The organism is Limnoraphis robusta CS-951, assembly GCF_000972705.2.
In genome coordinates this window covers 1-12358 of record NZ_LATL02000035.1, presented here as the reverse complement: position 1 = coordinate 12358, position 12358 = coordinate 1, and the positions used below count along the sequence as shown (strand labels likewise).

General features: G+C 41.1%; 10 protein-coding genes and 1 pseudogene. 8 read left to right on the top strand and 3 right to left on the bottom strand.

The genetic code is table 11. From position 1 onward, the window contains the following. Both WN50_RS02785 and WN50_RS37315 read left to right on the top strand, forming a co-directional pair. On the top strand, positions 1 to 189 hold a 189-nt coding region (locus WN50_RS02785; protein WP_046276778.1), incomplete at its 5' end, for a DUF3479 domain-containing protein. 4 nt (positions 190 to 193) lie between these two features. Then, complete coding sequence (locus WN50_RS37315; RefSeq protein ID WP_152964678.1) at positions 194 to 256, top strand: hypothetical protein; 63 nt, start codon at positions 194 to 196, stop codon at positions 254 to 256. A 73-nt stretch (positions 257 to 329) separates the two neighbouring features. On the opposite strand, the gene WN50_RS02780 is transcribed toward WN50_RS37315, so the two are convergent. Then, on the bottom strand, positions 330 to 1187 hold the full coding sequence (locus WN50_RS02780) for a DUF4351 domain-containing protein (RefSeq protein WP_046276779.1): 858 nt from the start codon (positions 1185 to 1187) through the stop codon (positions 330 to 332). Between the two features lie 1910 nt (positions 1188 to 3097). Between WN50_RS02780 and WN50_RS36825 the strand changes: the two genes are divergently transcribed. From WN50_RS36825 to WN50_RS02765, 3 genes and pseudogenes are all read left to right on the top strand, one after another. After that, positions 3098 to 3229 (top strand): hypothetical protein, encoded by a 132-nt coding sequence (locus tag WN50_RS36825; protein WP_281062627.1) that lies wholly within the window; start codon positions 3098 to 3100, stop codon positions 3227 to 3229. Positions 3230 to 3363: 134 nt separating this feature from the next. Beyond that, positions 3364 to 6038: pseudogene (bchH, locus tag WN50_RS02770) on the top strand (magnesium chelatase subunit H); the annotation flags it as partial. An 87-nt stretch (positions 6039 to 6125) separates the two neighbouring features. After that, positions 6126 to 7163 (top strand): cobaltochelatase subunit CobN, encoded by a 1038-nt coding sequence (locus WN50_RS02765; RefSeq protein ID WP_049557782.1) that lies wholly within the window; start codon positions 6126 to 6128, stop codon positions 7161 to 7163. 432 nt (positions 7164 to 7595) lie between these two features. Here WN50_RS02765 and WN50_RS02760 read toward each other — a convergent pair. Beyond that, a partial coding sequence (locus WN50_RS02760; protein ID WP_235440811.1) for a serine/threonine phosphatase occupies positions 7596 to 8879 on the bottom strand: 1284 nt, incomplete at its 3' end. Positions 8880 to 8942: 63 nt separating this feature from the next. Continuing rightward, a partial coding sequence (locus tag WN50_RS37310; protein ID WP_425354775.1) for a double zinc ribbon domain-containing protein occupies positions 8943 to 9864 on the bottom strand: 922 nt, incomplete at its 3' end. A gap of 96 nt (positions 9865 to 9960) precedes the next feature. Between WN50_RS37310 and WN50_RS02750 the strand changes: the two genes are divergently transcribed. From WN50_RS02750 to WN50_RS02740, 3 genes are read left to right on the top strand one after another with little or no spacing between them, the layout of a single operon-like run. Then, the gene (locus WN50_RS02750; RefSeq protein ID WP_046282403.1) at positions 9961 to 11037 is read left to right on the top strand and encodes a DUF3326 domain-containing protein; all 1077 of its coding nucleotides are present in this window, start codon (positions 9961 to 9963) and stop codon (positions 11035 to 11037) included. A 34-nt stretch (positions 11038 to 11071) separates the two neighbouring features. Continuing rightward, the gene (locus tag WN50_RS02745) at positions 11072 to 11677 is read left to right on the top strand and encodes a CPBP family intramembrane glutamic endopeptidase (RefSeq protein WP_046282405.1); all 606 of its coding nucleotides are present in this window, start codon (positions 11072 to 11074) and stop codon (positions 11675 to 11677) included. An 18-nt stretch (positions 11678 to 11695) separates the two neighbouring features. Then, complete coding sequence (locus tag WN50_RS02740; RefSeq protein ID WP_200906196.1) at positions 11696 to 12298, top strand: Uma2 family endonuclease; 603 nt, start codon at positions 11696 to 11698, stop codon at positions 12296 to 12298. Positions 12299 to 12358: the final 60 nt, after the last annotated feature.

Genomic DNA, 12358 nt, shown 5'->3' with positions numbered 1-12358 from the left:
ATGAAACGGATTGTATTAATTGCTGGGTTTGAATCTTTTAACGCTGATTTGTACCGTCAGGCGGCTCATTTAGCCTCTGAGCGCTGTCAGGATTTAGAAATTGACGTTTTTAGCGATCGCGCCCTCAACAGCGAACCAGACACCGTAGACGCGGCGTTACATACGATAAGCAAACCCCGAAGCATTTAGGAATATTGTCGGTCGAATATTAGAAGCCAATGGTCGAGGTTTATGGGAAAAAACGCAGAAAAGTTAGAAAAATTACGGCAGTTGGATGAGTCAGCATAAGCCGATATCGAAGGCGTCAAGATTGAGTAAAACTATCTCATTTAGCTGGCATTTTCTGAGGTAAACTGTTCAATAAAAGTGACGACTTCCGCAATCTCAGTAAAATCTAATAATTCCTCACCCAAAGCATCTAACTGAGGTAAAGATAGACTGCGAATACGTTGTATAACTTCTGGAGAAAGTTCACCAAAGCGACGAGTTAATTGACGAAGAATCAAATTAGCTTCTCCTTCTTCTCGTCCTTCTTCTCGCCCTTGTTGAACTCCTTGACGAACTCCTTGTTGCAGAATGTCTTGATAAATCACAGATTCTCGCATAATATCCTCCCGGAGTAATTGTTGAATCAGCGTTTTGTCATATCTTAAACCCGCAATAATTTGAACTGCGGCTAAGACATTTCGACGCTGTTCTATTGCTTCAATTTTAGCGACTTCTGCCGCCACTTGGGTTAACAATGTTTCTGGGGAATTGGTTTCTGCTAGGGGGGCTAAGGGTAACAACGCCCTATCATTGAGAAAAATAGCGGGGTTTTGTTCCCACATCCGAATAACTCGATAACGATGTCGGGTGGTTTCTGTGACAAATTCTTCGGTAAAAACCACTTCAGAAGTTGTGGCTTGCAGAAAGATAATAAACTGTTGAATGGGACGGCGATATTTGCGGTAAAGCCTCACCCAATAGTCTAACATCCGCAAGGGTAAAGGCGGTTCAGAGGTGGGTTGAGTTTGAAATTCTAGATGCAAAATTTGCTCGGATGTTTGTAAAAACGTGATAGCATCTGCACTAATCGGTTCAAGACTCAGTTCAGTTTTAAGAACTTGAATCGTTCCCAGTAACCACTGAGCAAAAGTAGCCGGAGATTCTTCTGCAAGCCGTTTACAAAGGTTATCGTAAGCCAATGTTAGCCGATGAAAAGATTATGGTTTAATTGTACAATAGTTTGGCAATGCGATCGCATTTGAAAATCATTAAATTAAGACTTCCGTATTTTTACTGAGAGAAATTTTCTTAAAAAAATCCGTACAATCCCTGATGCTTTTAACGGCGATATCCGCGAATATAGAGTTATCAGCCAAAATTAAAGCTGAGTTGATANTTATCGTAAGCCAATGTTAGCCGATGAAAAGATTATGGTTTAATTGTACAATAGTTTGGCAATGCGATCGCATTTGAAAATCATTAAATTAAGACTTCCGTATTTTTACTGAGAGAAATTTTCTTAAAAAAATCCGTACAATCCCTGATGCTTTTAACGGCGATATCCGCGAATATAGAGTTATCAGCCAAAATTAAAGCTGAGTTGATATTATTTCACAACTCGAAAACTATGATGACCTCCAAATTGATGGTTTTGACAGAAAATTTAGTTTCCTTTGAACAGCAAACAGAAGAAATAGTCCAGGATGCTAATTTTTGGAATAAACTAACAAAAGTTGCCGAATCAAGCAAAGAAGCAGCTACACATTTAACGACTCAAACAACTGATAAGCTTGGTAATGCTGCTAAAAGTTCAATGGAAGTATTGGCGAATACTGCCTCACAAACAGGTGAAGCTATCGGTCAAGCTACAACTAATACAGTTCATGCTGTGGAAAATGTGGCTTCTCAAACAGGTGAATTAGCAGGTAAACTCACAACAGAAACNAGTTTTGTAGCAAATACAGCCTCAAAAACGGGTGAAGCTGTCGGTCAAGCTACAACTAATACAGTTCATGCTGTGGAAAATGTGGCTTCTCAAACAGGTGAATTAGCAGGTAAACTCACAACAGAAACGGTGAGTTTTGTAGCAAATACAGCCTCAAAAACGGGTGAAGCTGTCGGTCAAGCTACAAATAATACAGTTCATGCTGTGGAAAATGTGGCTTCTCAAACAGGTGAATTAGCAGGTAAAATCACAACAGAAACAGCTAGTTTTGTGGCAAATACTGCCTCAAAAACGGGTGAAACTCTCGTTCAAGCTACAACTAATACAGTTCATGCTGTGGAAAATGTGGCTTCTCAAACAGGTGAATTAGCAGGTAAACTCACAACAGAAACAGCTAATTTTGTGGCAAATACAGCTTCAAAAACAGGTGAAGCTATTAGTCAAGCTACAACTAATACAGTTCATGCTGTGACTGGTACTTCAGAGCTTGTACAAAATGCGGCTTCAGCAACAGGGGATGCAATTTCTCATACTGTAACGGCTATAGTTGATATTGCTGGCAATGTAGCCGACAATGCTCTTAATGCTACTGTTAATATAGCAGGAGACGCTCTATCGGGAGTTGCCAAAGGAACCTCAATCGTTACGATTTGGACTTTAAGCCAATTCGCTGAAGGATTAATGGATGGTGTGAAGTCTTCTTTTGCTTCTGGATTTGGTTTACCTGGATTTTGTTTACTCTTGGGCTTAATTTTTATCTACCGATTTGTATTCAAACGTCCATCCAAAAAAGTTGTATATTCTTATCTAGGTCAATCTGATAGTTCTTCTGTTGTTAACGATNTCGTTACGATTTGGACTTTAAGCCAATTCGCTGAAGGATTAATGGATGGTGTGAAGTCTTCTTTTGCTTCTGGATTTGGTTTACCTGGATTTTGTTTACTCTTGGGCTTAATTTTTATCTACCGATTTGTATTCAAACGTCCATCCAAAAAAGTTGTATATTCTTATCTAGGTCAATCTGATAGTTCTTCTGTTGTTAACGATAGTTCTTTGATTGAAATGCCAGAAAATGATGTTACTCAATAGTAACAAATATCAATCTGTAATTCATAAATATAAGTTACTAAGGGGTAGGATAGGCATTGTCTATCCTACTTTTTTATGACTCGCGATCGCGGCTATTATTATCCACCAATAAATACTCAACCTGTGTTTGGGGATAAGTTGGCGATCGCAGACATTGAATTAAATCAGGTAAGTGCTGATGAAGAAACCATTTTTGTTATCCGCTAAACTAGAGGAGAGATATAATCTATCCGGGATCTATTATCAAGGACAACAGTATAGATTCCGAAAATTAGTCTAATGTTGCCAAAAAACATTTATCATTAAAATATCAATCTGAACAGAGTGAGCAACTTGGGGCTATGAAACGGATTGTATTAATTGCTGGGTTTGAATCTTTTAACGCTGATTTGTACCGTCAGGCGGCTCATTTAGCCTCTGAGCGCTGTCAAGAGTTAAAAATTGACATTTTTAGCGATCGCGCCCTCAACAGCGAACCAGACACAGTAGAGGCGGCCCTGCAAAAGGCGGATGTGTTTTTTGCGAGTTTATTATTTGATTATGACCAAGTATTATGGTTGCGGGAACGAGTGCAAAATATTCCCATTCGTTTAGTCTTTGAATCAGCCTTAGAATTGATGAGTTTAACTCAAATTGGGGCGTTTAAAATCGGCGATAAACCGAAAGGAATGCCGAAACCTGTGCAGTTTATTCTCAGTAAATTTTCCAGTGGGCGAGAAGAAGATAAACTCGCCGGATATATTAGCTTTCTGAAAACAGGGCCGAAACTGTTAAAATTTGTTCCGGTTAAAAAAGTTCAAGACCTCCGCAATTGGTTAATTATTTACGGCTATTGGAATGCAGGCGGAACAGAAAATGTTGCGGCGATGTTTTGGACAATTGCCGAAAACTATTTAGCTTTAAAAATTGGAGAAATTCCGCCTCCAATTGAAACGCCTAATATGGGTTTACTTCATCCAGACTATCAAGGTTATTTTGAATCTCCCAAACAATATTTAGACTGGTATCAACAAAAAACGAGTCCAAATTCTGGGGTTGTCGGAATTTTACTGTATCGTAAACACGTTATTACCAAACAACCCTATATCCCCCAGTTAATTCGTTATTTTGAACAAGCAGGATTAATCCCTTTACCCATATTTATTAACGGCGTTGAAGGTCATGTCGCAGTTAGAGATTGGATGACAACTGCCTATGAAACCCAACAACGTCAACAGGGTAATATTGAAACATTATCGCTGTCAAAAGAAGCCGTTGAAGTCGATGCCATTGTCTCTACGATTGGCTTTCCATTAGTTGGTGGCCCCGCAGGTTCAATGGAAGCAGGAAGACAGGTTGATATTGCTAAAAAAATCCTCATCGCTAAGAATATTCCCTATTTAATAGCAGCCCCTTTACTCATTCAAGATATTTATTCTTGGACTCGTCAAGGAATTGGCGGTTTACAAAGTGTTGTTCTTTATGCTTTACCCGAACTTGATGGGGCAATTGATACGGTTCCTTTGGGGGGTTTAGTCGGAGAAAATATCTATATTATTCCTGAACGAGTTAAACGGTTAACGGGACGAGTTAAAAACTGGATTAACTTAAGAAAAACACCTACTTCTGAACGTAAAATTGCAATTATTTTGTATGGTTTTCCTCCTGGTTATGGGGCGACGGGGACGGCAGCATTATTAAACGTTCCCCGCAGTTTGATTAAGTTTTTAAAGGCATTAAAAGAACAGGGTTATACCGTTGGTGAAATTCCTGAAGATGGGGAAGAATTAATTAAAAAAGTTAAAGAATCCGACGAAGATATTACCGGAATTTTAGCTAAACAGAACGGAAAAAAGAGAAATATTGTTAATGTCAAAACTTTAGATAAATGGTTGGGCTATTTATTCACAACTCGCGTCGAAAAACAATGGCAATCTTTAACCGGGACAGGCATTAAAACCGATGGCGAAGATTTTCATCTTGGCGGTGTTCAACTCAATAATATTTGGATAGGAGTTCAGCCGCCTTTAGGCATTTCCGGCGACCCCATGCGGTTAATGTTTGAACGAGATTTAACGCCTCATCCTCAATATGTTGCCTATTATAAATGGCTGCAAAATGAATTTAAAGCTGATGCTATTGTTCACTTTGGAATGCACGGGACTGTTGAATGGTTGCCCGGTTCTCCGTTAGGAAATACAGGCTATTCTTGGTCAGATATTTTACTGGGAAATCTGCCAAATCTGTATATTTACGCTGCTAATAATCCCTCAGAATCGATCTTAGCCAAACGTCGGGGTTATGGGGTTTTAATCTCTCATAATGTTCCCCCTTATAGTCGGGCTGGGCTGTATAAAGAATTGGTTTCACTGCGAGATTTAATTGCTGAATATCGAGAATACCCGCAGAAAAATTCAGCGTTACAAGAAGCAATTTCTAAAAAAATTGTCGATACAGGTTTAGAGGTTGATTGTCCGTTTGAAGATGCTAAAAAATTGGGAATTGAGTTTAGCCCTGAAACAGCCAGAATGTTTAGTGTTGAGTCTTTATATCGCTATTTTATCAACGTTTATGAATACTTACAAATTGTCGAACAACGTTTGTTTTCATCGGGCTTACATACCTTAGGAGAAGCCCCTACAGAAGAAGCGTTAGACTCCTATCTTCAAGCTTATTTTGAGGGAAAAGTTATCGATAACAATGACCCAAAAGCCCAAATGATTCGAGATTTGTTACTGCAAACGACCGATGAATTAACGAATTTATTGCGGGGTTTAAATGGGGAATATGTTCCACCTGCCCCCGGAGGAGATTTGTTAAGAGATGGGCCGGGAGTATTGCCAACAGGTCGCAATATTCATGCGTTAGACCCTTACAGAATGCCTTCTCCGGCAGCTTATGAACGAGGTCGAGAAATTGCTAATAAAATTATCAATCAACACTTACAAGAAAATCACAAATATCCCGAAACGGTTGCCGTGATGTTGTGGGGTTTAGATGCCATTAAAACACGCGGAGAATCAATTGGTATTTTGTTNCTTATGAACGAGGTCGAGAAATTGCTAATAAAATTATCAATCAACACTTACAAGAAAATCACAAATATCCCGAAACGGTTGCCGTGATGTTGTGGGGTTTAGATGCCATTAAAACACGCGGAGAATCAATTGGTATTTTGTTAGAATTAGTAGGGGCTGAACCGCTTAAAGAAGGCACAGGTCGAATTGTGCGTTATGAACTCAAACCGTTAACAGCAATTAACCATCCGCGTATTGATGTGTTAGGAAATCTTTCAGGGATTTTCCGCGATAGTTTTGTGAATATTATTGAGTTAATTGATGATTTATTTCAACGGGCGGCTGATGCAGATGAACCTCTCGAACAAAACTATATTAGAAAACACGCTTTAGAATTAAAATCTCAAGGCGTTGAAAACCCCTCTGCCCGTCTTTTTTCTAATCCTGCGGGGGATTTTGGGTCGTTGGTAAATGACCGAGTTGTTGATGGAAATTGGGAGTCTGGAGATGAACTCGCCCAAACTTGGGAAGGACGAAATGTGTTTAGTTATGGACGCAAAGATAAGGGTCAAGCCAGACGAGAAGTGATGACGCAATTATTGAAAACCACTGAAAGAATTGTTCAGGAAATTGATTCTGTAGAATACGGTTTAACGGATATTCAAGAATATTATGCCAATACGGGCGGTTTGAAACGGGCAGCCGAAAAACAACAAGGTAAAAAAGTGAATGCTAGCTTTGTGGAAAGCTTTTCAAAAGATACCACACCCCGCAATTTAGAAGACCTACTTCGCATGGAATATCGCACTAAATTGTTAAATCCCAAATGGGCAGAATCCATGTCAAATCAAGGCAGTGGCGGCGCTTATGAAATCTCTCAACGCATGACAGCTTTAATCGGTTGGGGGGGAACTGCGAATTTTAAAGATAATTGGGTTTATGACCAAGCAGCAGAAACCTATGCTTTTGATGAACAAATGGCGCAAAAATTACAACAAGCAAATCCCGAAGCTTTTCGTAATATTGTTAGCCGAATGTTAGAAGCCAATGGTCGGGGTTTATGGGAAACTGACGCGGAAAAATTACAAAAATTACGGCAGTTGTATGAGTCAGCCGAAGCCGATATCGAAGGAGTCAAGATCTAAAAAATCGCTTTCTTTGAGAAACCCGGTTTTTGGAAAATATCTATAGCGCTTCGCGCTGGCTTGTTTACAAGGGTCAAGCCTTGAATCTTACCACCAAGACACAAAGACACAAAGAAGTTGTAAACATTAATCGGCATTTGACTTGGGCTTTTCTAAAACTAACAACCGAATCACAATGATGGTAATATTATCGTGACCGTTGTGTTCATTAGCAAGCTGGATTAATTGATGAACTGCAACGTTGAGATCCATTTGCGGATCAAGCAACGGATCAATATGAGTCCCGTGATAAATTTCGAGTAAATCATTATCCGTTAAACCATCAGATGCCAAAATCAAAACAGTATCTTCTTCTATCTTCAAAAACTGAATATCTGGCTTGACAAAATTGTGATCGCGTGGACCTAAAGCTTGGGTTAATTGATAAGCATNAACTGCAACGTTGAGATCCATTTGCGGATCAAGCAACGGATCAATATGAGTCCCGTGATAAATTTCGAGTAAATCATTATCCGTTAAACCATCAGATGCCAAAATCAAAACAGTATCTTCTTCTATCTTCAAAAACTGAATATCTGGCTTGACAAAATTGTGATCGCGTGGACCTAAAGCTTGGGTTAATTGATAAGCATCTGGACGAGTGTAAGCCACTTCAGGAGTCACTCCCCGGAGAATTTCACGCTGTCCGACTTCGTGATCAACTGTAACCTGTTTAATCCCTTGTGAACGAGTTAAACGATACAGACGACTATCCCCGACATGAGCGATCGCCACTTGATGATCGACAACAATTGCCATCACAAGGGTTGTTCCCATGCGTCCGATGCCCGAACGAACCGCTTGCTGATTCATCTCATAAATGGTACTATTGGCTTGTACAATCGCGTCGTCAATCATTTCTCGACTGGGCAGTTCTCCCGTCCATTGCGATTGAAAATATTGCTTGAGCGTGTCAACCGCTAACTGACTCGCCACTTCACCGCCTGCGTGTCCTCCCATTCCATCACAGAGAATATATAATCCCTTCGCTTCTAAAATCCGTCCTTGAGGCGTTTGTTGTTCGTGTATGATCGTTTGTACCCCAAAGGAATCTTCATTACGCTGACGTTTGCGACCAATATCTGTTGCGCCCACCGCCTGTAAGTGAAATAATTGGTTAATGTCGGGAACAGTAGGTGCTGAATTCGCTTTAAGAATTCCTAAATCAGTATCGTCCTCCTGATCTAGCTGAATACGGGTTGGGCTAGAAATGGGTAAAGATTCCGGTTCAGTTGACGAGGAATAGAATTCTTCGCGAACCTCTCTTAACTGATCTTGCAGTTGGGCGATCGTTTCAATTTTACCTTCACACAAATCCCGCATCAATTGCGTCAGAGAACCAAACAAAGTGCGTTGAGATTTTTCAACTAACGCTTTCCAAACCTCACCTAAATCGAACAAAGAAAGGGTAGAATTTTCAGATTCAGCATATAATTGTTGTAGGCAAATCGAATGAGGAAAACTTGGAGAAACTCGCAAATTCGTCAACTCCAGTAAACTTTGACGCATCTGAAAATTTTCTAGAATTTCCCATAAATCCGCCATTTGTTCTAGCCAATCCAAAATTTTCTGAGGTGAAGTTTGTTGAGCGCTAAATTTCTCGAGTAGAGTCGGAAACCGAGAAAAATCTTTCAAGAGAACCACCGTATATTGATCAGATTTCCAAGCATCTTGCAGTAGGGGAAAATGTTCTTGAAACTGAGTGGCGAGTGTAAAATAAGCTTGAGCGGCAGCAATCANCCGCCATTTGTTCTAGCCAATCCAAAATTTTCTGAGGTGAAGTTTGTTGAGCGCTAAATTTCTCGAGTAGAGTCGGAAACCGAGAAAAATCTTTCAAGAGAACCACCGTATATTGATCAGATTTCCAAGCATCTTGCAGTAGGGGAAAATGTTCTTGAAACTGAGTGGCGAGTGTAAAATAAGCTTGAGCGGCAGCAATCACAAAAACATCCATCTTCTCGGGTGACGATAGCAGAGCAGGTGCTGCTTGTAGGGGAGACATCTGAAGAGGCTGAGTATCAAGAACTGGCACTGTAACCATTTTACCCGGTTGTAGCGTCGCTGATTCAATCAGTTGATATCGCTGATTTTCATCTAAATACATTCCCTTCTCTAAGCTGAGATCAGCAGAACTTTCCGACTCCAACTCAGAGGAATCATCACCAGTAGAACTTTGAAGAGCATCACTCGGGGGAATTTCACTCGCATCGAAAACGGCGGAAACCCACATTCGTTGATCAGAAGTCTCCGAAGCCACCGAATCAACTGACTCCTGATGATTTTCATCATCCGCCGAAATCTGATCAGGAGTCAGTTCAAGTTCCAATTCTACCGGAGTTGTTCCTGGAATGATATCTATTTCTGTTTGAGTTTCTTCGGGAATTTGAGTAATCGCTCCCCGCAATCTATCAATTTCTTCTGATGATGCAGAGTTTTCAGCAATATCAGAAATACTATCATCCTGACTCGCCACTAGAGAACTGGAAATTATCGCCAACCAAACTGTCCCAGTTCGTGTTCCACAATGAGGACAATCAAGATCATTGATTGCTACCGTCAAACCACATTCACCACAAGATTTCTGCGTTAAAGAATAGCCGCATTTCTGACAAAATTTATGATGATTGGGATTTTCAAACTGACATTGCGGACAGATCAGCATAAGTCGATTCCCTAGAGCGAGAACATCGATAGAGGTGTGTGGGCTTACAGACTTCCATTCTAAGGCACAATTGATCACGGCTGAGTAGGAATGATCATGTTTCGTCCATATACTGTCGTTTTAATCATACCAACCGGAGTTGGCGCCGCCATTGGAGGCTATGCGGGAGATGCTTTACCTGTGGCTCGGGCGATGTCTCAAATTTGCGATCGCCTGATTACTCATCCTAACGTTCTCAATGGCGCTCAACTTTACTGGCCTCTACCCAACGTTCTCTATGTCGAAGGCTACGCACTGGATCAATTTGCCAGAGGTTCTTGGGGGCTACAACCCGTTCATCAGAACCGGGTGGGGTTACTCCTCGATCAAGCCATTGAACCCGACTTACGCCAACGTCATCTCCAAGTTGCAGATGCCGCACGAGCGACGCTAGGTTTAAGTTTAACCGATTATGTCGTCACGGATGCTCCAATAGATGTTGAGCTGAGAACGGCGGCTTCTGGAGCCTCCTGGGGGACGATCAAGAACCCTGGTAGCTTGCTGCGAGGCGCCGAAGTTTTGATTGAAAAAGCCAAAGCCGAAGCCATTGCTGTTGTCACTCGTTTTCCTGAAAATCAAGAGAGTCTCACTCTCGAACAATACCGACATGGACAGGGTGTTGATCCGTTAGCAGGCGCGGAAGCCGTAATTAGTCACCTGATTGTCCGTCAGTTTAAAATTCCTTGCGCTCATGCTCCAGCTTTGTCTACTTTACCACTCGATCCCGATTTATCACCGCGTTCTGCTGCCGAAGAATTGGGGTATACGTTTCTTCCCTGTGTTTTAGTCGGGTTGAGTCGCGCACCTCAGTTTGTGACTCCTGCTGTCAATACTGCGGGTTCTCGGGATCTCATCTGGGGAAATTCTGTCGATGCGGTGGTTGTTCCTGCCACAGCCTGCGGAGGGAGTGCTATTCTAAGTTTTAGCGATCGCCGAACTTTGATGATTGCTGTCGAGGAAAATCAAACTCGAATGCAAGTCTCTCCAGAATCTCTAGGAATTAAAGCCATCACGGTGAATTCTTATCTAGAAGCCTTGGGAGTTTTGGTGGCTGATCGAGCGGGAATTGATCACAATGCTCTGCGCCCTAATCTGTTGGCGATCGCTAAAATTGATTCAAGTTCTATTTTATAGACTGATTGTTTTTTTTGCATTTTTTAATAACATCGTGGTAGAACATAGTCCTAAAAATCCTGAGTTTGAACCGTTAACGCGCATCCAAGTTCTTGTGGCGATGGGAGGAACGGCGACTTTACTTTTAATTGTTGCTAAATTATGGCTCTATTTGAGTCAAGTCTCGATTTTGCCTGTTCATTTTACTGCCGTTGATATCTCTTTGGGCTTGGCAATTGGGATTTTAATTACAGTTGCCAGTTCGGTTATTTATCGCCTTTGGCCGGCTTATAGTCGCAGTGCTGATTTATATTTAAAGTTAGTCTTGACTCCATTATTATGGCCGGATTTGTTGTGGCTCGGATTGTTACCCGGTTTGAGTGAAGAATTGCTGTTTCGGGGTGTGATTTTAGCGGCAGTTGGCTTTACCCCGTTGGGGTTAATTATCTCAAGTGTTTGTTTTGGCGTGCTGCATTTTAGCGGTTCCCAACAATGGCCCTATGTGATTTGGGCGACGGTTGTCGGATTGATTCTCGGATATAGTGCGATCGCCACCGGTAATTTATTTGTACCCATTTTAGCTCATATTTGTACAAATTTAATCTCCGGTTGTTTATGGAAGTTAAAATATATTGGACAAGGAAATGATCACGTTAATTAAAGGGAGAGATGATCAATCATGCAAATCTATTATGAATCAGAAACTCTTTCTTTAGAAATACCCCGTGAAATTGCTCTCCATGTTAGCCCAGAACAGTTTGAAGCGATCGCAATGGTTAACCGGGATTTAAGATTAGAACGCACATCAGAAGGAGAGTTAATTATGAATCCCCCCACTGGTGGCGAATCCGGTAAGCGAAATTTTAGTATAATTGGGCAATTTGGGAATTGGGTTGAAGCACATTTAGAATTAGGAGAAGGCTTTGATTCTTCTACAGGATTTAGACTTCCTAACGGCGCCAATCGTTCTCCTGATGTGTCTTGGGTGAGTCGAAACCGTTGGGAGATATTAACCGAAAAACAACGAAAAGGTTTTGTTCCCCTCTGTCCTGATTTTGTCGTAGAATTGCGTTCAGAATCGGATCGTTTGTCTAAACTTCAAGCTAAAATGCAAGAATATATGGATAATGGAGCCAGACTCGGATGGTTAATTGATCCGCAAAATCAACAGGTAGAAATTTATCGAAAAGATCGGGATATCGAAGTATTAGTTAATCCAACTCATCTATCCGGTGAGGATGTTTTACCGGGTTTTATATTAGACTTAAACCGGATATTTTAAGCGTGAAGTGATGGGTTATATAGCAGAAGTCATGTAGGGGCGGGTGTCCGAATGAGTGAT

Excerpts from the sequence above, each read along its gene's own strand:
- WN50_RS36825 (WP_281062627.1), top strand. The coding sequence starts at position 3,098 with ATGACTCGCGATCGCGGCTATTATTATCCACCAATAAATACTCAACCT.
- WN50_RS02765 (WP_049557782.1), top strand. The coding sequence starts at position 6,126 with ATGTTGTGGGGTTTAGATGCCATTAAAACACGCGGAGAATCAATTGGT.
- WN50_RS02750 (WP_046282403.1), top strand. The coding sequence starts at position 9,961 with ATGTTTCGTCCATATACTGTCGTTTTAATCATACCAACCGGAGTTGGC.
- WN50_RS02740 (WP_200906196.1), top strand. The coding sequence starts at position 11,696 with ATGCAAATCTATTATGAATCAGAAACTCTTTCTTTAGAAATACCCCGT.